Below are 19,753 nucleotides of genomic sequence, written 5' to 3' on the forward strand. Positions count from 1 at the left end.
TGTATAGGCATCAAAATCCATCTTCTACGTCTCAGATAGACGCGCTTGTCGCCAAATCCACCAAGCAGCTGCACAAACAGTGCAGTTACCAACGACCGTCATCGCAGCTTGTAACGTAACTAACCAAGAGAGCGACTCAGCATTGTCAAAAAAATGCCAGGTGCAGGCACACATGGCACTGACCAAGGCTGGCAACATGGCAAAGGACAGCGCTTTCCAGGCTTGCAGACCACTGAGCTCAGCAAATTGCCAAATAAACCCAATAGCCGCAATCCATTCAACAACGCTTGTAATGTGGACAACCCAGGTAGGAATGGAGAGTACGTGCATAGCAAATCATTGTCAGAAAAAGTCATCTCCGTGCTATCAGAGCACAAAGATTGGGCTGTAAGCCCAACGTTGAGTATTGTAAAAGGTGCATTTTCAAACGAGGGCAAAATGAAAGTTGTGCTGTGTGGCTATTACGGGATGGGTAATGGTGGCGATGAAGCCCTGCTTGCCTCTCTGTTACAAATGCTGCCTGCAACTGCCAAACCGGTTGTGCTCTCTGGCAATCCTGACGAAACGACTGAGCGCTATGGCGTTGAGGCCCAACCTCGCAAATCAGTTCAAGGCATTTGGGCCGCCTTTAGCGGAGCCGAAGCCTTCATATGGGGCGGTGGTAGTTTGATGCAGGACACCACCAGCGCAATGAATCCGCTCTACTACGGTGGGTTAATGTGGCTAGCTCAGACCCTACGCTTGCAGACGATCGCTTGGGCGCAGGGTATTGGACCGCTCGAACGACGCTGGACGCGCCGCTTGACCCGGAACCTTTTGAGCAGATGTGCAGGCGTTACGGTCAGAGATCGGGTTTCTGCAGCTCAAGTCGCTAGCTGGCGAGTGAATAGCTGGTTGGCGCCCGATCCGGTGTGGGCTTTGGAGTCAATACCCGTGCCAGGACTTGCCGATTTTCCGGCTCCCCGTATAGCGGTAGCGCTGCGATCGCATCCCTCGCTCACAGAAACTCGCCTAGCCCAACTAGGACAAGCATTAGCCAGTTTTCAAATCGCAACCGGAACCACTGTTTTACTGGTGCCGTTTCAGCCGACCAAAGATTTACTCATTGCACAACGGATTGCACCCTACCTCAAAGGAAACTATGAAATTCTATCGGTGGGTGATCCCCGGCAGCTAAAAGGTATTTTTCGAGGAGTTGAAATGGCGATCGCAATGCGCCTACACGGGTTAGTTATGGCAGCTGCTGAGGGATGCCGATGTTTTGCCCTGAGTTATGACCCCAAAGTGACCTACTTTGCTGAGGATTTGGACATTCCAGGCTGGGAAATGACCTCATCGAAAGCTGCTTCCACCTCTCCTGATTTTGCCCTATCGCCTTGGCCTGAGAGTTCTGCTGAAATGACAAAAGCACTATTGACCCAATATGCCGATGGCTTGCCCGCTTCCCCTGATCAAATTCAGTCCCGAATTGACAGGGCGCTAATGCACAGGGATTTGTTGAGCCAACTCTTAGACAGTCGCCAATCCTCCCAAGGAATTCCGTCTCGCACTTAGCTCACTCAGGTTATGAATGAACCTATGGAACTGCAAACAGTTTCCGCAATGATGGCTTGTCCCAACCTTGCCTCAAACAGACAGAGAGCCTGAAAGCAGCGAATACCAAAGGTTACAGAAGTAGACCTTTAGGAAACTCGCTTCAGTGCTTTCAGGCTCTCTACGCACACCGATGGTAGGGATAATCACTGATGTCAGTGATATGAGTTGTTCACAACCTAACCCAGGAATAGTAGAGAGTGGAAGAGGGCTGCCTCCCCTCAGTACGGGTGGCTGTTGAAGATACTTTTTTGACAATTTGGTTTGAAATTTGACTTTCTGTGTTACACCATAGAAATTAACTGGGTCAGTGTGCTATGTGCGCTGCCCAACTTTTCCTAAAGATGAACTTCCCTGAGTGCTATGAGTGAAGGAAACGTACCGTCCTACCCTAATGCCTCCAACCCTGCGGACCCTACGGCAGGTGATCAGCGAGTTGTGACGAATGTTTCGTCTGATTCATCGGCATCTGGCGATTGGGAAGTCGTTCCGCGCTCTGGTTTACCGCCCCTCGGAACCGAGGTGGAAACTGAGGATCTGCCTTCAGCACATCTGTCCTCCGGTCAACAAGACGCTCAGCTACGTAACCATATTCGGGGGCTGCGCCGCTCTAATCAAAGCCTAACTGAGCGAGTAAAACGCTTAGAGGAAGCACTAGAGCAATCTCAGCAGGCGCTACAGCAGGAAGTTGAGCGATCGCAACGAGTCTCTCAAGAGGAAAAAGTGGCGGCAGCTCAATCGCATTCAACGGCTCAGTTGTTGAGCGAATTGGAGCAGTCAAACGCGGCATTGGAACGTCAGACCATCTTGGCAGAAACGTTGCAGGCACAGCTCCAGACCTTTCAAGAGCGCAATCAGCAACTGGAGAAAGAATGCACAATGCTGCGACGGCAACAGACAGAGCGCCAACAGCAGCTGCAGACGGCTGAAGAAGCCTGTTCTGATCTGCGATCGCGACTACAGCGGCAGCAGCGCTACACGTTACAGTTCAAAGCAGCTTTAGAGAAATGCCTTGACACCTCAGCCTTCAAGCATGCTTCTCGCAGCATCGAGAATAAGGTTGCGGCTGAAAGTTCTCCTTCCACAGATACGGCAGCAGCACTCAATCCTCTAGTCATGCCTCGGTCACAACGTATCCAGCCTTGGTCTGCTAATGAAGGTGCTGCACAGGCCGACCCCCAATTGCTATCGCTGGTGCGATCGCATCCTGAACCTGTTATCTCAAGTGAGGCTGTGACTGATTCCGATGCACTGCAACTAGACTCGCCTCAGACGGGTGATTCAGAACCTATCGTGACGTTGATCCCGAAGTCTCCACAGTCAGAAGACGCTAAAGCCATTAATCATAACCGTGAAGCTGAGGATCAACTCTGGCAAGACGTTGAGCGAGTCGTAGATAATGCGGCCTCGTCATCCAGTTCACCACCCTCAACTGCTAGTAGTACCACTGATTCTGAAACACCTGCTCAAACTGCTGCATTCACGGAACCTATTCCCTGGGGTACTCCTGTCCAGAAGGAAATTCCAATGCGCCCAGAGGAAACAGTTGCCGTGGAGCCACAGGGTGAAGCAGTTGCTAAACAGCAGCCCTCTAGCCGCGAAACTGATTTTACAGAGCCTCCCCGTCAGGACAGTGACAACGCTCGTCCGACAGCGGATAAACCCTTTCAGCCCTCTTCGTTTCCGGCCAGTATTCCGGCCTTGGAAGGCATGGGCACCACTCAAAATTCGCCGTCGCCAATCGTGCATCCACTCAAGCCAAAGCGTCGCAAGCGTCAGTCATTATCTGCTGTGGAGTTGCCTAGTTTTCCTCCTCTACCCAAAGTTGAAAACTAGCAAACTGCAACACATAACGCTACGGTTTCCGCAGTCCAAAGACCTGCCCCAGTACGTCCAAGCGTGAACAGTTCCAATGATCAATATGAGACGTGATTTTCCCTTGTGAATTCAAGCGATAGTCCGTCCATCCGGGGATTGAAATGTAAGGTTTCCAAGGCAGTGGGGTAATCCAACTCAAGGTCCAGCGAGTTTGAAAGGCATCTTTAGCCGTTTGCTCTAGGACGTGAAGCTCTAGGTTGGGATCTTCAAACCAGCGTTCAATGAAGCGAATCATCTCCTGATAGCGCTTGACACCTTTGAAGCGATTCAGCGGATCCTGAAAAAAAACGTCCTCGGCGTATAAGTCATAACTCTGGTTGTCAGGAAAGCTGGCATAGTCTTGGCGGATGCGATCGCACACGCTTTCAATATCCATCACCGTTATTCCTCCTCCGTCCACAAGCGCTCCAGCTGACGTCGCCAGGCTTCCAAAACTTGATCTTGATATTCGCTATCAGCCATGTCGCCCATCATGCCCTCGCTGTAAAAGCGATCAAGCGTCTGCATCGTTTCTTCAAGAGACTGACCTCGCTGTTTGGCCGCCGCAATAATTTGTCGAATCTGCTGTTCGGCCAGCGCGTTAAAGAAAGGATCTATGCCTTCGCGTTTCATCATCAGTAGCCGACTGATAGCAGACTCAAACCGAATAATGGTCAAGCTCTCCAAGTCATATTGAAAGACGCCCCACAGGACATCCTGACTTAAGGCATACCGGACCTCCTGAGTGAGATCAAAGTTAGCCCCCAGTATCTGGGCGAAGTAAGGCTGAGCAACCTGAATTGGCACGATGGGAACCAGCAAACGGAGCCAACTCTGGTCAGACGACAACAGGACCAACAGACGAAATTCTTCGGTCTCAACCTGCCATGCGTCCGGCGGACTGAACTGAACCTGGTTCTTAAAGAGGGTGTTTAAGTGGTTGGTGATATCTTTGATTTCCATACTCTCACCTTAGCAGGGAGCTTCCTCACAAAAAAAGACGCTGCTGAGGCAGCGTCTTTTTTACAACGTTAAAGGCGATCAACAGCTAGCTTAGCCACTCTTGCACAGCTTCTTCCTTAGTGTTGGTTCGACGGTGAGGTGTCTCACGGGTGAACTTCATGTGAACAGCCCGGTTTTGCTCCCCATCAGCCGCTACAGCAAAAATGGGATAGTCGATAAGACCGTCTTGGAATGACATCTGGAAGCGGAAAGTACCGTCAGAATTCAACTTGATGGGCTTACCACCGATAGTGACCGTTGCGTCTGGCTCAGTTGCGCCATAGACAATCAGCTCAGCATCGGCTACCAACCAAAACTGGCGAGGACGGACAGGAGGCGCTGATGCCGAGAAACCGACCCCAGACATGTTTAAGCCAGACATTGTGAGCAGTTCAGCCCCAGGAGCAGCACCACCGGCCCACATGCCAACACCAGATGGGAAAACATAGGAGCTTACAGGCACCGCGAAGGAACTCATGAGAGAACCTGCAACGTGCTGCATAGAACCGAAGAGGGAACCAGCGACTCGTTGAGCTTCAGCAGATTCGGCCATGCCGAAGATCTCTTTGTAAATAGCGTTATCAGCGTCTGCACTTACACGCTTGCTGGGATGCGTCAGCGTCATGATGCTCTTGCCGCGCAGGTCTTGATCCCAACCGACCGTCATGAAGTGATCTTCAATCCAGTCCGAAGGATAGACCGGCGGGATGTGAACTGGTGTAGAACGCGCTAGCAGGAGCCAGCGACCATCGTTGCAAAGATAGCCGATCTCGATGGCATAGTCGCGATCGCTCACAGGAATAGGGATGTACCATTCCCGAGCCATCTCATCGCACTCGTATTGCTGCAGGCTATGAGGAGCCTGGTAACCCATATTAATATCGGTCACGTCATAGAATCGCAGTGCCAGACGCCCCCCCCCTTGACGGCGTAACTCCTCCTTATGCTCATTAGGAATATCCCAATACGCATAAGCCCATTGAGGATCACGGGGCATTAGTACAATGCGACTTTCACCATATCCGCTAGGCAAATCTGGCAATCCCTCATCCACAGACGCCAGCACCTCCGGCGGAATTGGCTCTGTGGAAGGAACAAACTTAGAGGCTTCCACCTCAGTTTGTCCTTCTACGGTAACGGAAGGCGTTGGGGCAGAAGACGTTCGTCGAGCACGCGCTGCTTCAATAGCATCGATCAGTTCTGTCTTACGCATTCGGCTATAGCGAGAGACTTCGAACTCACTCGCCACTCTACGCAGCTGCCGCAGAGTCATTTCATCGAGAGACAGATTGGATGGGGACATACGCTTCACTCCTAAACTGTGGAACAGTCGAAAAACGACTGGGGATCGAATCTATGATTGCGGGATCAAGATTTGCGATCACTATGACAGATGCTTCCTACTGGGATCAACCCCCCAAAGCTGCGTAGAAAGAGGATCTCCACGAAGTGATGGCCTTTTCGGGGATCGCATTGTCAAGATTTTATGACAATTCGGGATCCGTCAAAACTGAAAGTCATAAGACTCTGGCATTTTGATCTCCGAGGATTTTTATAGTTCACTTAGGCTTGAGACGTTGCGGTTACTGAAGGGCTAGTAGTTTGAGGTTGAAATAATGGCAATAGGAATTGTTTTCCTAGCAAAACCCTCACAACAAGAGAGCGGTAGGCAGTAGAAGACGTTAAGAGCAACATGCTTGAATATCTGGAGAGACATTCGCGATACGAGGAACGGTTTAGTGACCGAGTTAGCTTCGAATAAGTCAGGTAGTCGGCTGATTAGCCGCATCCTGCCGCCAGCAATTCGCCTGTGGTTGACAACTCAACTGGACGATGTGGAGAACTTGATATTTCGAATAGAAGGTCGCGATCGTGAGATTCTTTCTGGTCATATTTCCAACGTTTCGCTATCGGCTGAACGCGCGGTTTATCAAGGTATTCACCTAAGCCAAGCAGCTGTACAGGCTAGTGGCATCCACATCAATCTTGGACAGGTCATTCGTCGCCAACCATTGCGTCTGCTCGCCCCTTTTCCCGTCAGCGGTACAGCTCTGCTGAGTGCCACGGACCTCAACAAATCGCTACAGTCGCCATTATTAGGAGAAGGCCTCTACGATTTTTTGGTCCTTCTGGCAAAATCTCAGCCAGAGGCAGATTATCTCAAGACTGTTTTGGGACATTTACCTGAGCGGACGGTTCTCTCTCATTACCAGCCCATAGCCGCTATTGAGTCACACAATCTCATCTTGCGGCTGGTTCCTCGACCAGAACATGCAGTTTCGCCGGTTGCAATTTCAACCCAGTTAGAAATTCGAGAAGGTCATCGTCTTTGCCTCAAAGCTCCTCATTGGCTCATTGATGACAACTCGACAGACACGGCACCCTTGCCAGCTATTCACGGCTTTGAGATTGATCTAGGGTCCGAAGTCACGCTCACCCATTGTGAGATTCAGTCTGATCATGTTGCCTTAAGTGGAACCGTGCAGGTTTTACCGGAAAAGAGCTAATCCATTCAATTTTTGGCGTTGCTTATCAGCGGGACAATTGTCTCCCCTTCACTGAGAAGTCATGACTTGGCGTTTCGAAGACCAGGGCTTTATAGCTGTCACCCGTTCCGTTAGGACAAGGCGGCGAGCCATTGGGCTATCCCGCTTCAGCAACACTCGATTGTTGGTCATCAGTTCTACTTTGTCCCTGAAACTGACAAACTTTTCCCAAAACTTATCTATAAGATCCTGACCGTGCCGCTGTGGTTACCTAAACTGAATTGGAATATGTTCAAACTTCAACAGGCATAACCGGAAAACTGCTATGGATGCGATCGCACTTTGGCAACGCTATCAAGATTGGCTCTATCACCACGACGAGCTAGGTATCTATCTCGACATTAGCCGCATACGATTTGACGACGCTTTTGTTCAACAAATGCAGCCTAAGTTTGACAAGGCTTTTAAGGATATGGAAGCGCTTGAAAACGGGGCGATAGCCAATCCGGATGAGAATCGCATGGTCGGTCATTATTGGCTGAGAGACCCGGATCGAGCACCGTCACCAGCGCTCAAGCAGGACATCTTATCAACGCTTCAAGATATCAAAACGTTTACTCAGCAAGTCCACACAGGGGCGCTTTATCCTCCTGGGCAGGAAAAATTCACCGACCTGTTGTGTATTGGAATTGGGGGATCAGCCTTAGGCCCACAATTTGTTTCTCAGGCCTTGACAGCTGATCAGCCGCCTCTAGCAGCTCATTTTATTGACAACACTGATCCTGCAGGCATTGATCGCACCTTGAATCGTTTGGGCGATCGCTTAGCGACAACGCTAGTCATCGTAACGTCTAAGTCTGGAGGTACCCCAGAGACCCGGAACGCGATGGTGGAAGTACAGCACCGCTTTGGTGAAATGGGATTGAACTTTGCCAAGCAGGCTGTTGCCGTCACGGGAATCAATAGCAACCTCGAAAAAGTTGCTAAGCAGCAAGGCTGGCTAGGAACTTTTCCGATGCACGGCTGGGTCGGCGGTCGCACCTCAGAACTTTCAGCCGTTGGACTGCTGCCTGCTGCTCTCGAAGGCATCGATATGATTGCGATTCTTAACGGCGCTAAGACCATGGATGCGGCTACCCGTGTGCCCAATCTGAAGCAAAATCCAGCAGCTTTGTTGGCGTTGAGTTGGTATTTTGTCGGTGATGGTCAGGGACTCAAAGATATGGTTCTACTGCCGTATAAAGACGGTCTTGCCTTGTTTAGTCGCTATCTGCAGCAGTTAGTCATGGAGTCTTTGGGTAAGGAGAAGGACCTAGATGGTAAGGTCGTCAACCAAGGCATCGCGGTTTATGGCAACAAAGGATCGACAGATCAGCACGCTTATGTGCAGCAGCTGCGTGAGGGTGTCAATAACTTCTTTGTTACGTTCATTGAAGTCCTCAAGGATCGCGAAGGGGGATCCATTCCAATAGACAATGATGCGACCGCAGGTGATTTCTTGTCCGGCTTTTTGTTGGGCACTCGACAGGCCCTCTACGAAAACCAACGGGACTCTATCACTATCACCATTCCTGAAGTCACGCCTACTCAAGTCGGTGCTCTTATTGCACTCTATGAAAGAGCCGTTGGTCTCTATGCTTCTCTAGTCAATATCAATGCCTATCACCAACCCGGAGTTGAAGCAGGCAAGAAAGCAGCAGCAGGCATTTTACAGCTTCAGTCTAAAGCTGTGGAAGCTGTCAAGGCCGCAGACGGTCCCATGGCGATCGCCGATCTAGCGGCCCAGGTTGGTGCTCCCGATCAGATAGAAACCCTATACAAGATTCTGCGACATCTAGATGCCAATAAACGAGATATTCAGCTTTCTGGAAACGTCGGCACGCTAGAAAATCTGACGATCACTAGCCTTTAGAAAGCCCTGTGAGTCACGTTAATTCAATTGCAGTCTAAAGCTGTCGAATCAATAGGGTGTTCAGGAGGAGGGAATGAACTGTATGGGTTGATGTTGAACAGAGCAATCCAAGCCTTTGCAGGGATTTGTTGGGTTTCTTGGCATCAATCTAATCTACATTTTTAGGACAATTGGGCTAAATGCCGGGCTAACCAGGAATGGATACGGTTACGGCAGCGATCGCCACATACATATCATCATTCTTATCGTCCAACTCTGGGATCGCTCTTCCGGCAACCACCATGCCTCCAGTTTCCAACGTCAATGTTTTTTGCCCGAATGGAAGAACGGCAAGTACCTCTTCCTGCCGAACACTGTCAGGAAAAGGCACAGCTATCTGCACGTCCACCAGCATCTCATTAGGATGGGCTAGACCTGCAACTTCCCAAACTCCAGGGAGAGCGTTATGGGCGATCGCGTTTCGTACCGCCCGCATTGCAGCAACTGTGGGATCTTGACCATGCTGATCAACACCCATACCCATTTCAATCACGAGCCGTCGTTGCGTCATTGTTTCCGTTTCACCCCTTCGTGCAAAGCCAAGGCTCCTTATGCTGCTCCTCTAATACTTTACGGTCCTGTCAACTCGCCGTACTACTCTCTGTAGGCGCCGTGTAGCCTTGAATGTTTTCCGGACGAAAGCGACGAATGATAGGAGTGGCAAAGCGAATCTCGGCAGTTGATCCCCGGACAACTACCAGATATTTGCCGGCATTTAAACGATTACGGTAAGACAGTGCATCTCCACTCCCGAAAGCAATACCAACTCCACCGCCCACAAAGAAAGCGCCTAATGCTCCAGAGGCAGCTCCCAACAGCCCCCCCAGGATTTGATTGCCTATCGTCCCGGCCCATGAAAAAGTGTCTAATCCCGTGATGGCATTGAAAGAGAAGCCCGCAATAAATCCAAAAGGGATCAGCCAGAACATCATCAATCGCACCTGTTTCCAAGCTTCATTAGCAGGGTCAATTAGTCCATATTCATCAGCACTTTTATACCCCTTGCCCAAGATTGCGACTTCTTTCATGGAAAATTCAGCGTCTTCTAGGGCTGAGTAGGCCTCTTCAGCTTTAATGCGATCGCTCAAAACAGCTACTAAATAGTTCATGAGACTGGCATTATACGTAGATATACTGCATTCCATTATTGCGCGTAGGTGGCCGTCCGTTATAGCGCCGGAACGATAGCGTTAGCCATAAGCCTGTGACCCAGTAGCTCCCAGATATTAAGAGCGTCCCCAGATAGTTTGCCGTCTGTCCTCTTACACCTAATGACAGTTACAACAGAACTCAGATCGGCACCCTAAACCCTGTCTGTCCCTATCTCTCTGCCGTTAGACTAATGATAAATATTGTGATCCCCATCTAACGGAGTAACGCTTGAGAAAGGCGCTAAAGAATGACGCAACGCGGTAACATGACGGAGATGCTTCCTTAGATAAACGCCGCTTAGGATCAACTCAAAACGAATTGCGTAGGAAATCATGAGACAGTTACTAACTCGCTTTTTTGCACTAATCCTTGTTGCTGTAATTGGACTTACAGGCTGCAACAGTGCTGGGGTCAGCGGTCAGATGACTGGCGATTATCGACAAGACACGATAACAGTTATCGACGGTCTGAGAACTGCCATTAATCTTGCCAACGATAGTCCAGAAAAAGCCTCTGCCGAGGTCAATGCTCGTAACCTTATCAATGATTTCTTTTCACGTTATCGACGAGATGATGCAGCTTCCGGCTTGAGTTCTTTTGCAACCCTTCGGACAGCATTAAATGCTCTCGCAGGTCATTACAGTTCTTATCCCAATCGTCCAGTTCCAGAGAAATTGAAAAATCGTCTTGAGCAGGAATTTAGGCAGGTGGAAGCCGCTTTGAAGCGAGGTGCTTAGGGCTGCCAATGGGGTGAGCTTCACCTAGGGCAATCAATCAGACGGCGTTCCACAGTCTTAAATGCTCTGGCGATCGCTTTGATATTCTCTAAGGAAGGATGTCATAAAAATTCGTCTGAATGAGTGACTAAAAATGTCTTGAATCGGTCGAATTTTCAATAATTTTGTTAGCGTAGATGCGATAGAGGTTTTCTCTGTTGCGTCTACGCTATTTTTGTGGCATGGAATGTTTGACGAGAGTTGCGAAAGTTTGTTAGAATCGCAATTCTGTAGTGGAGTGCTGAGTTTAGGGACATGAAAGTCCGCGCGTCCGTCCGAAGAATGTGTGATAAGTGTCGCGTCATTCGCCGAAAGGGGCGAGTGATGGTGATTTGCTCAAATCCCAAGCACAAGCAACGCCAAGGATAAATTCTGGGTTTGCAGGCTTCAGATTTGTGTAGCAGTGAAACTATTTCACTGAATGATTTTGGTGTTGGTGCTAAAACTGCATCAGTAAAGTGAGGTTCAAGGGGAGAAGATAGTCAGTGGCACGGATTGCTGGCGTAGACCTGCCAAGAGACAAGCGGGTCGAAATAGGTTTGACATATATATATGGTATCGGTTTGAGTCGGTCTCAGGCGATTCTTGAGAAAACAGGAGTCAGTCCCGACATTCGGGTTCGTGACCTGACCGATTCAGATGTTTCTAAGCTGCGTGATTCCGTTGAAAACGACTATCAAGTCGAAGGGGATCTGCGTCGCTTAGAAGGCATGAATATCAAGCGTCTTATGGACATTGGTTGCTATCGAGGTCGCCGTCATCGTGCGGGTCTCCCTGTCAGGGGGCAGCGTACTCGTACCAATTCCCGAACTCGTCGCAGTGGCAAACGGACTGTTGCGGGCAAGAAAAAAGCGCCTAAGAAATAGCGATCGCCTGACGCACCTGACAGTCGTTTGTTCAGCGAACGGGGCAGGCTGCGTCGGTTTTTGGTGACTGAGAGAAGACGGCAAGTAGAACAATGGCTAAACCAACAAGAAAGTCCGGTGGACGTAAGACGAAGAAGAATATTCCTAACGGAGTGGCTCATATTCAGTCCACTTTCAACAACACGATCGTAACTATTACTGACACGAATGGTGGCGCAGTGTCCTGGTCTTCAGCTGGGGCAAGTGGATTTAAGGGCGCTAAGAAGGGAACGCCTTTCGCAGCACAGACGGCTGCTGATAGTGCTGCTCGTCGTGCGATGGATCAAGGCATGCGTCAGATAGAGGTCATGGTAAGTGGTCCTGGCGCTGGACGAGAAACAGCCATTCGGGCACTGCAGGCTGCTGGATTGGAGATCACATTAATCCGTGATGTAACTCCAATTCCCCACAACGGATGTCGTCCACCAAAGCGGCGGCGTGTCTAGTCCGAGAGCACTGGAGGAGTACTGAAAAGCCAAGGGAGGTCACATCAGTGGCACAATTTCAGGTTGAATGTGTTGAATCGTCGATTGGGGATGACCAAAGTCATTACAGTCGTTTTATTATCGAGCCGCTAGAGCGTAGCCAGGGGATCACCGTTGGCAATGCCTTGAGACGGGTTTTGTTGTCTAACCTTGAAGGAACTGCTATTACTGCAGTTCGTATTGCCGGGGCTACTCATGAGTTTTCAACCGTGCCAGGCGTACGTGAAGACGTTCTTGATGTTCTTTTGAACATGAAAGAGATCGTCTTAAAGAGCTATTCTCCTCAGCCTCAAATTGGTCGATTGCTTGTGCAGGGACCGACTAGAGTAACTGCTGGACATTTTGATCTGCCTTCAGAAGTGGAAGTGATCAATCCTGAGCAGTATGTAGCTACGGTGGCTGAGGGTCATACGCTGGAGATGGAGTTTCGCATCGAACAGGGTAATGGCTATCGGGCGATTGAGCGAAGTCATGATGAGGCTGCTGCATTAGATTTTATGCAGATTGATGCGGTCTTTATGCCTGTTCGTAAGGTGAACTACACGGTGGAAGACGTCATGGAGGGCGGTTCCTTGAAAAAGGATCGTCTGATTATGGAAGTTTCTACCAATGGTAGTTTGACTCCCCAACAGGCCATGAGCGAGGCAGCGGCAATTCTTGTGTCTCTGTTCAATCCTCTCAAGGATGTCACTCTAGAACCAAAATCTGACGAAGAGCCGAAGGAAGAAGATCCGACGAACCACATTCCTATTGAGGAATTGCAGCTTTCTGTGAGAGCATATAACTGCTTGAAGCGAGCACAAGTGAACTCGGTAGCGGATCTATTGGACTTCACCCAAGAAGATTTGCTAGAAATAAAGAATTTTGGACAGAAGTCAGCGGAAGAGGTTATCGAAGCCCTACAGCAGCGGCTTGGCATCACACTACCCGTTGAAAAGTCTGCAAAAACTTCCTAGCGAAGATATTAACCCTGGTTGACCAGGGGCTTTTTTCCGAGGCTCTACGCTTCGGATTTTTATTGTTGAGTTGTGTAAAGAAGGGGGAAGTGGCCGTGCGTCATAGTCGTCGCGTCCCAAAGTTGGGAAAACCTGCGGATCAGCGCAAAGCTCTGTTGCGATCGCTCACAACAGAGTTAATCAGAAATGGGCAAATCCAAACCACTAAAGCTCGGGCAAAAGCGGTTCGCTCCGAAGCGGATCGGATGATCACTCTGGCCAAAGATGGTTCTCTGGCAGCCCGTCGTCGAGCTTTGGGATACATGTACGACAAGCAGCTTGTACATGCCTTGTTCGAACAGGCACAAGAGCGTTATGGCAATCGCAACGGTGGATACACTCGCATTTTGCGGACTGTCCGACGTCGGGGCGACAATGCTGAGATGGCGATTATTGAATTAACCTAAGCGTCTTTGAGGATGACTTCAAACCTTGTAGCGGATCAGCAACGTATCGACAAGACGACTCGATGGGATCACTTTCATCGGGTCGCTCTGGTTGTGCAGTATGTTGGCACCCGCTTTCATGGCTGGCAACGTCAGCCCAAGGAACGTACGGTACAGGGTGATATTGAGCAGGCTATTCAGTCTGTTTTGGACAAACCCATAACTCTATGTGGCGCTGGGCGTACGGATACTGGCGTTCATGCAGCGGCTCAGGTGGCACACTTTCAAGCTCCTACACTGATCCCAGCTCATCGATGGGCTGGGATCCTGAATAGCCGTTTGCCTGAGGATATTTTAATTCGGGCGTCTGCTCAGGTCCCTGACGATTGGCATGCACAGTTCTCTGCTCGGTGGCGGCGGTATCGCTACACCCTGTACACGGACCCGGTGCCCAATCTCTTCCTTCGTCCCTTTTCGTGGCACTACTACTATCAACCTTTAAGCGAGACCCTAATCCAGTCAGCTTTAGATGCGCTGGTAGGTTACCACGATCTAACAGCATTTCAGCGGGCGGGTTCTAAGCGATCCCATGCTTGGGTTGATGTGCAGTGTGCTGAGTGCCATCGTCAAGACACGGTAGTAGCGGTTGAGCTACAGGCGAATGGCTTCTTATACGGCATGGTCCGTTTACTGATGGGGATTCTCGTTCAGGTCGGTCGCGGCCTGATGAGCGTGGAAGAATTCACTCACCTGTGGCAGAACCGTCAGCGAGATCGTGTCAAATATGCGGCTCCAGCAAGTGGGCTTTGCTTACTCAGAGTGGGCTATGACTATTTCCCCTTCCACCCTAATGTTTGGTACGATACACAACCGCACTTTTGCCTTCCTCAAGCCTCCTCTGCGATCGCCGTTTGATACCGCTCCCCTAAATCCCGTCAAAGATTCTCTCGATAACACACCCACAAAACCATGACTAAGACGTACATTCCCCCTGTTAACGACATAGACCGTAAATGGTATGTCGTCGATGCAGCAGACCAGCGTCTCGGACGCCTAGCCACTGAAATTGCTACCATTCTGCGTGGCAAAAACAAACCAACCTTTACCCCTAACATGGACACGGGGGACTTTGTAATTGTTGTCAACGCCGAGAAAGTTGTTGTCACCGGAAATAAGACTGATCAGAAGCTATATCGTCGCCATTCTGGTCGTCCTGGTGGTATGAAAACGGAAACCTTTGCCCAGTTACAAGCTCGGATTCCCGAACGGATTATTGAGAAGGCAGTCAAGGGAATGCTGCCTAAGAACGCGCTGGGACGGAAGTTATTTACTAAGTTAAAAGTCTATGCTGGGCCAGAGCATCCTCATGCCGCTCAGCAACCTGAAACCCTAACGATTCAAACGATTGCTGGAGAGAAAGCCTAATGCAAGCTACTGATACGACTGATCGGGTTGTCTATTGGGGAACTGGCCGCCGCAAGTCAGCGATCGCCCGAGTTCGCCTAGTGCCTGGTAACGGACAAATTACAATTAATGGCCGACCTGGAGAGGTTCACTTACAGTCTAATCCCAGCTATCTCTCGACGGTCAAAGCTCCTTTAGAAACCTTGGGACTCGAAAGTGAGTACGACTTGCTAGTTAATGTCCGTGGAGGGGGGCTGACAGGTCATGCTGACGCCATCAAGATGGGCGTTGCCCGCGCACTTTGCGAGTTAGATCCTGACAACCGTAAACCACTCAAGGTTGAAGGTTATCTGACCCGTGATCCCCGCTGTAAAGAGCGGAAGAAGTACGGTCTGAAGAAAGCCCGTAAAGCACCTCAGTTCTCTAAGCGATAAGGGCAACTTTATAACTCTCGTTCTACGATAGAGATTGAGAGGTTTGTCAACCCTTACTAAACTGCATTCACCAACAGGACTTAGCAAAAATGCCAAAATCTGAAATTCATCCTGAGTGGTATCCAGAGGCCAAAGTTTTTTGCGATGGCAAACTGGTTATGACCGTAGGATCGACGAAACCGGAGCTACACGTTGACGTGTGGTCAGGTAATCATCCTTTCTATACAGGTACTCAGAAGATTATTGACACCGAAGGACGAGTCGAGCGCTTCCTGCGGAAGTACGGCATGTCTGACTCCAGCAGCCAGTCGTCTGATACTTAGCAATCGTTGATTCCGTCTTTGTTGCGAATCGAATGATTTTTGTTGAGTATCGAAGTAAATCATGGCCGAAGCGTATTTGTTGGATAAGCTAGATTCTGTAGACCAAACGTTTCATGAATTGACTCGGCGTTTGGCTGATCCGGATGTTGCCAAGGATCCGGATGAATTTCAGCGAATTGCCAAGGCTCGGTCTTCTCTTGAGGAGACTGTGACCACTTACGATAACTGGAAAAACTTGCAGGAGGAACTTGCGGGTGCTCGCGAAATTTATCGAGAGTCGAGCAATGATCTGGATCTAAAGGAAATGGCAGCGCTTGAGGTGGATGAGCTGGAGCAGCAAATAGGCACTCTGGAAAATCGACTTAAGATTTTGCTGTTGCCCAAAGATCCCAATGATGAGAAGAACATCATGCTGGAGATTCGGGCAGGTACGGGCGGAGATGAGGCCAGTATCTGGGCTGGAGATTTAGTTAGGATGTACTCCCGTTATGCTGAATCTCAGCGCTGGCGCATCAAGCTGGTCAGTGAATCGACAGCAGATATGGGAGGCTTTAAAGAAGCCGTTCTCGAAATTCAGGGCGATAACGTTTACAGCAAACTCAAGTACGAGGCAGGTGTCCACCGGGTCCAGCGGGTACCAGTAACTGAAGCAGGTGGGCGAGTCCATACCTCAACGGCAACGGTTGCCGTGATGCCTGAAGTAGACGATGTTGAAATTCGTATTGATCCGACAGAAGTGGAAATTTCAACTGCACGTTCAGGGGGAGCAGGCGGACAAAATGTCAACAAGGTTGAGACGGCAGTTGACCTGTTTCACAAACCGACGGGCATTCGCATTTTCTGTACAGAGGAGCGATCGCAGCTACAGAACCGAGAACGAGCGATGCAGATTTTGCGGGCTAAGCTCTACGAAATGAAGCTTCGCGAACAGCAAGAAGCCGTTACGTCTATGCGTCGCTCTCAAGTCGGTACAGGCTCTCGCTCTGAGAAAATTCGCACCTACAACTACAAAGACAACCGGGTCACCGACCATCGGCTAGGGCAAAACTTTTCACTCACTCCTGCTCTTGAAGGGGATATTGAAAACATGATTCAGTCCTGTATCACCCAAGATCAGCAGGAACAATTGGAGTCATTGGCCACGTCTGAGGCAGCTTAGAGTCCTTCATAGGTCTTTTGTAAATAGTTCAAACTAGGCAAGATCCGCTTGTGCGGTCTCGCCCTGATAGTGCTTTCCACTGATTTTGTAAGGAACCAGTGATAGTACCGTCGCAATTGCTGCATCCTTCGTGGCACCCTCATAGTGAATAAAGGGGCAGACTTATAGCCCTATGCAGCTTGGTTAAGTACATCTCAGTGCCTTAAGGGAGCAGGGCATAGGAAATGGGGTTTGCTTGACTCAAATGCATGCCGCCATATCAGAAGATCTGCTAGTAACAATGCCCACTTTATATTGGGTTTATGCATCAGCGCCTATAGCCGTCACCAGTTCCGTGAGGACAAGACGGCGAGCCATCTGGCGATGCGCTAAGCACCCGGATGCTAATGGGTGCACAAGCCTAGATGGCTAAAGCTATATCTTGCAGACGTCCTGATAAGGTTCCGTGAGGACAAGACAGCGAGCTATTGGGCTATGTACTAGAGGCCTAGATAGCTAACAACGCGATAGTTCTGCGTCCCATCGTTTTTTAATGGCGTGCGCTCTACCTAACCGTGCTATTCAAAACATTAGGAGTTGTCCGCCCGTGGTTTACGAATCCGTGCCTGCTGGGGCTGAGTTTATGCTGTCTGAATCAATCATCAGCGACCCCATTTCTCTAGCAGATACCGTAGAAAAACAGCCGGGTTTAGCCTTTCTCTCATCTCAACCAGAAGCCATGATGCTTCCTATTGATGAGGACGACTTTTCACCTGACGCAATTTTGACTGACCCGGTCCAAGATTTTGTTTCAGAGACTCCCGAAGCTACCAATAGCACAACAGATTCTCTGCTCAACTGGACTATCCTTGAAGCAGCTACTGGAGTCTGGTCAGAGGTGCAGAGCATTTTAGACACCTTTCAGCGATCGCCAGACAGTCACGACGCATTGGCGCTGATTTTCAACGACTTCGATACTATCGCTCAGGCAAAAGCACTGATGCAGCAGATTGTTGAGGGCGATCGCTTACCTAACATTCGCGTACTACCCAAATCAGATTTACCGGCCTGGGGTGCTTATGCCGCTCAAACGGACACTATCTTCCTAGCTGAAGAACTGGGTCAACAGCGAGAGCAGCTAGTGCGAGTCTTGTTGGAAGAACTGGGACACTTTATTGATGCTCACGTGAATGAGAAAGATGCTCCAGGGGATGAGGGGGCTTTATTTGCAGCCCAGGTTATGGATGACGCTTTAAGTAGTCATGCGATCGCCGCCCTTCAGGCCGAAGACGACACCGCTACTCTGACCTTAGAGAATCAAACTCTACTGATCGAAAAGTCGGATGAGGGACAGGGTATTTTCACGGTGGCGTCCGATGGACAAATCACTGTGGAGTTTCTAGCCGACGGAGGGGGCTACAAAGGACAATTGGCCGTTTTTGACCTAGCGGGAATGGAAGGCTTGGCTCCAGGTTCCCCCGCTTTCATCAAGGAGGCCGCTCGTCGAGCTTTAACAAACTCGACAGCAGGCTATGTCGTCATTGATGACCGGACCGAAAAAGCAACCTTAAGCGGAGAGTTAGGAGAGCGCGATCGCAATTCAGGTCAACCCGTTGGCAGTAAAACCGTTCAGTTTTTACCCGGAACCCACGTCGCCGTAATGCTCGTTCCCCATGGCACTGTTGAGGCTGTGTTAGAAAACGCAACCGTTGCTGGCAAGCTCAGACCGCTTTTCTCGTTAAATAGCGCTAATCCTGAAGGACAAACCCACATCGGTCGCATTCGATCTGGCGTTTTCGCTATGGAAGATTTGCGACTGGACGATCGCTCAGATAAAGATTTCAACGATGTCATCTTCCAGCTCACGGGAGCAGCCGACCGAATCGCAGCAGTTACAGATTTGATGGAGAGTCACCACACCTGGTTGAATACACCTCTCGGCCAACAGTTATTGCAAATGCCCATCGATTTGGGCACCTCTCCACTACCTGATACGACCCCTAACCCTGCGCCGGAAGAGCCTGGTGGGGAGACGGAATCTCCAAACAATCCTGGAGAAGGTGCACCTGACAATAGCACTGATTCTAATGACACTCCTGGGAATGAATCGGACAATTCACCCGATTCCTCTGACGGTTCTAACTCACCCGACGAGCCATCAGATCCTGGTGATTCACCCTCCCAGACTGCGGATTTTAGAGTTGCGATCGCAGACGAGGTTGCTAAATTCAACAGCGGCAATAGCCAAGCTGATATTACAGCGACGGGGGCAGCAAGCGTTACATTTGGAACGCAAACCATTTATGCTGGGACCAATCAGGTCTCTAGCAATAACCAAAACCCTATCCTTGCTAGCTTTGACAGCGCTAATCCAGATAACAACTGGGTGAGAACAGACTACGAAAGAACAGGAGCAGACGGTCGAGGCTTAGGCTTAGCTTGGAACGGAGAAAGTCTGTATGGTGTTTTTAGCGTAGACGGCACTCAGGGCAGCCCGTCTGAAGACTTCCGTCGTGCTGCTAACGACGCTGAACAGTCGTGGTTACGCAGCTATGGCGCAGGTGGCGGTCCGAAAGTTGCTGTCATCGGACGCATTGATCCCAAGAACGGAACGTTACTCAACGCAGCTTACTTATCCGCTGTCCTTGAGAGCGGCAACAGTAACTCCTTGAGCGTCACCAACCTCACCGTGAAGGAAAACGGTAACTTAGTCATTGAGGCTCAGTCGTTCTTCTCTCCTAGACGGCCTGACGGTAGGGCCATGACCCAAACAACGTCCGGTGGTTCACCTTTTGCTTACACCGTCGAAATTACCCCCGATCTAAAACGAGTCATCAACACATCAGCAGAAGGATGGATTTAAGTT

At 49.9% G+C, this 19,753-nt stretch carries 22 protein-coding genes; 16 read left to right on the top strand and 6 right to left on the bottom strand.

Features of this window, described 5'->3' with window-relative positions:
- Nucleotides 1-24 precede the first annotated feature (24 nt).
- Nucleotides 25-330: a DUF2499 domain-containing protein gene (locus PN498_RS22315; protein ID WP_272065621.1), complete on the bottom strand. Its 306-nt coding sequence runs from the start codon at nucleotides 328-330 to the stop codon at nucleotides 25-27.
- Nucleotides 331-438: 108 nt separating this feature from the next.
- Here PN498_RS22315 and csaB point away from each other — a divergent pair, with 108 nt between their 5' ends.
- On the top strand, nucleotides 439-1,554 hold the full coding sequence (gene csaB / locus PN498_RS22320; RefSeq protein ID WP_272065622.1) for a polysaccharide pyruvyl transferase CsaB: 1,116 nt from the start codon (nucleotides 439-441) through the stop codon (nucleotides 1,552-1,554).
- A 402-nt stretch (nucleotides 1,555-1,956) separates the two neighbouring features.
- The gene (locus PN498_RS22325; RefSeq protein ID WP_272065623.1) at nucleotides 1,957-3,429 is read left to right on the top strand and encodes a hypothetical protein; all 1,473 of its coding nucleotides are present in this window, start codon (nucleotides 1,957-1,959) and stop codon (nucleotides 3,427-3,429) included.
- A gap of 19 nt (nucleotides 3,430-3,448) precedes the next feature.
- On the opposite strand, the gene PN498_RS22330 is transcribed toward PN498_RS22325, so the two are convergent.
- The 3 genes from PN498_RS22330 to PN498_RS22340 all read right to left on the bottom strand — a co-directional run bounded on the left by PN498_RS22330 (nucleotide 3,449) and on the right by PN498_RS22340 (nucleotide 5,755).
- Nucleotides 3,449-3,847, bottom strand: a complete 399-nt coding sequence (locus tag PN498_RS22330) for a DUF2358 domain-containing protein (RefSeq protein WP_272065624.1) — start codon at nucleotides 3,845-3,847, stop codon at nucleotides 3,449-3,451.
- 5 nt (nucleotides 3,848-3,852) lie between these two features.
- A complete protein-coding gene (locus PN498_RS22335; RefSeq protein WP_272065625.1) occupies nucleotides 3,853-4,413 on the bottom strand; it encodes a hypothetical protein in 561 nt (186 codons plus the stop codon).
- Nucleotides 4,414-4,498: 85 nt separating this feature from the next.
- Nucleotides 4,499-5,755: a DUF4912 domain-containing protein gene (locus PN498_RS22340; RefSeq protein WP_272065626.1), complete on the bottom strand. Its 1,257-nt coding sequence runs from the start codon at nucleotides 5,753-5,755 to the stop codon at nucleotides 4,499-4,501.
- A gap of 436 nt (nucleotides 5,756-6,191) precedes the next feature.
- On the opposite strand from PN498_RS22340, the gene PN498_RS22345 reads away from it, so the two are divergent.
- Nucleotides 6,192-6,959, top strand: a complete 768-nt coding sequence (locus PN498_RS22345) for an LmeA family phospholipid-binding protein (RefSeq protein WP_272065627.1) — start codon at nucleotides 6,192-6,194, stop codon at nucleotides 6,957-6,959.
- Nucleotides 6,960-7,263: 304 nt separating this feature from the next.
- Nucleotides 7,264-8,850, top strand: a complete 1,587-nt coding sequence (locus PN498_RS22350; RefSeq protein ID WP_272065628.1) for a glucose-6-phosphate isomerase — start codon at nucleotides 7,264-7,266, stop codon at nucleotides 8,848-8,850.
- Nucleotides 8,851-9,037: 187 nt separating this feature from the next.
- Here PN498_RS22350 and PN498_RS22355 read toward each other — a convergent pair whose 3' ends face one another.
- Both PN498_RS22355 and PN498_RS22360 read right to left on the bottom strand, forming a co-directional pair.
- A complete protein-coding gene (locus tag PN498_RS22355; RefSeq protein ID WP_272065629.1) occupies nucleotides 9,038-9,400 on the bottom strand; it encodes a Lin0512 family protein in 363 nt (120 codons plus the stop codon).
- Nucleotides 9,401-9,470: 70 nt separating this feature from the next.
- Nucleotides 9,471-9,998 (bottom strand): hypothetical protein, encoded by a 528-nt coding sequence (locus PN498_RS22360; protein ID WP_272065630.1) that lies wholly within the window; start codon nucleotides 9,996-9,998, stop codon nucleotides 9,471-9,473.
- A gap of 375 nt (nucleotides 9,999-10,373) precedes the next feature.
- Between PN498_RS22360 and psb27 the strand changes: the two genes are divergently transcribed.
- The 12 genes from psb27 to PN498_RS22420 all read left to right on the top strand — a co-directional run bounded on the left by psb27 (nucleotide 10,374) and on the right by PN498_RS22420 (nucleotide 19,750).
- Nucleotides 10,374-10,778 carry a photosystem II protein Psb27 gene (gene psb27 / locus PN498_RS22365; RefSeq protein ID WP_272065631.1) on the top strand — a complete coding sequence of 135 codons (405 nt, stop codon included), beginning with the start codon at nucleotides 10,374-10,376 and terminating at the stop codon, nucleotides 10,776-10,778.
- A gap of 294 nt (nucleotides 10,779-11,072) precedes the next feature.
- Nucleotides 11,073-11,186 (top strand): 50S ribosomal protein L36, encoded by a 114-nt coding sequence (gene rpmJ, locus PN498_RS22370; RefSeq protein ID WP_072041366.1) that lies wholly within the window; start codon nucleotides 11,073-11,075, stop codon nucleotides 11,184-11,186.
- A 116-nt stretch (nucleotides 11,187-11,302) separates the two neighbouring features.
- On the top strand, nucleotides 11,303-11,683 hold the full coding sequence (gene rpsM, locus PN498_RS22375; protein WP_272065632.1) for a 30S ribosomal protein S13: 381 nt from the start codon (nucleotides 11,303-11,305) through the stop codon (nucleotides 11,681-11,683).
- Between the two features lie 92 nt (nucleotides 11,684-11,775).
- Nucleotides 11,776-12,168 (top strand): 30S ribosomal protein S11, encoded by a 393-nt coding sequence (gene rpsK / locus PN498_RS22380; protein ID WP_272065633.1) that lies wholly within the window; start codon nucleotides 11,776-11,778, stop codon nucleotides 12,166-12,168.
- Between the two features lie 47 nt (nucleotides 12,169-12,215).
- Nucleotides 12,216-13,163 carry a DNA-directed RNA polymerase subunit alpha gene (locus PN498_RS22385; RefSeq protein WP_272065634.1) on the top strand — a complete coding sequence of 316 codons (948 nt, stop codon included), beginning with the start codon at nucleotides 12,216-12,218 and terminating at the stop codon, nucleotides 13,161-13,163.
- 95 nt (nucleotides 13,164-13,258) lie between these two features.
- Nucleotides 13,259-13,609, top strand: coding sequence for a 50S ribosomal protein L17 (gene rplQ / locus PN498_RS22390; protein WP_272065635.1), 351 nt, complete (start codon nucleotides 13,259-13,261; stop codon nucleotides 13,607-13,609).
- A gap of 12 nt (nucleotides 13,610-13,621) precedes the next feature.
- Nucleotides 13,622-14,503, top strand: coding sequence for a tRNA pseudouridine(38-40) synthase TruA (truA, locus tag PN498_RS22395; protein ID WP_272065636.1), 882 nt, complete (start codon nucleotides 13,622-13,624; stop codon nucleotides 14,501-14,503).
- A 54-nt stretch (nucleotides 14,504-14,557) separates the two neighbouring features.
- On the top strand, nucleotides 14,558-15,013 hold the full coding sequence (rplM, locus tag PN498_RS22400; RefSeq protein WP_272065637.1) for a 50S ribosomal protein L13: 456 nt from the start codon (nucleotides 14,558-14,560) through the stop codon (nucleotides 15,011-15,013).
- Nucleotides 15,013-15,426: a 30S ribosomal protein S9 gene (gene rpsI, locus PN498_RS22405; protein ID WP_272065638.1), complete on the top strand. Its 414-nt coding sequence runs from the start codon at nucleotides 15,013-15,015 to the stop codon at nucleotides 15,424-15,426. Before rplM ends, rpsI begins: the two co-directional genes overlap by 1 nt.
- A gap of 89 nt (nucleotides 15,427-15,515) precedes the next feature.
- Entirely contained in the window at nucleotides 15,516-15,749 is a 234-nt protein-coding gene (gene rpmE, locus PN498_RS22410) for a 50S ribosomal protein L31 (RefSeq protein WP_272065639.1), read from the top strand.
- 61 nt (nucleotides 15,750-15,810) lie between these two features.
- Entirely contained in the window at nucleotides 15,811-16,908 is a 1,098-nt protein-coding gene (gene prfA, locus PN498_RS22415) for a peptide chain release factor 1 (protein ID WP_272065640.1), read from the top strand.
- Between the two features lie 586 nt (nucleotides 16,909-17,494).
- Nucleotides 17,495-19,750: a DUF4114 domain-containing protein gene (locus PN498_RS22420; RefSeq protein WP_272065641.1), complete on the top strand. Its 2,256-nt coding sequence runs from the start codon at nucleotides 17,495-17,497 to the stop codon at nucleotides 19,748-19,750.
- The last annotated feature ends 3 nt before the right edge of the window (nucleotides 19,751-19,753 follow it).

Source organism: Oscillatoria sp. CS-180 (assembly GCF_028330965.1).
Taxonomy (GTDB): Bacteria; Cyanobacteriota; Cyanobacteriia; order Phormidesmidales; family Phormidesmidaceae; genus Halomicronema.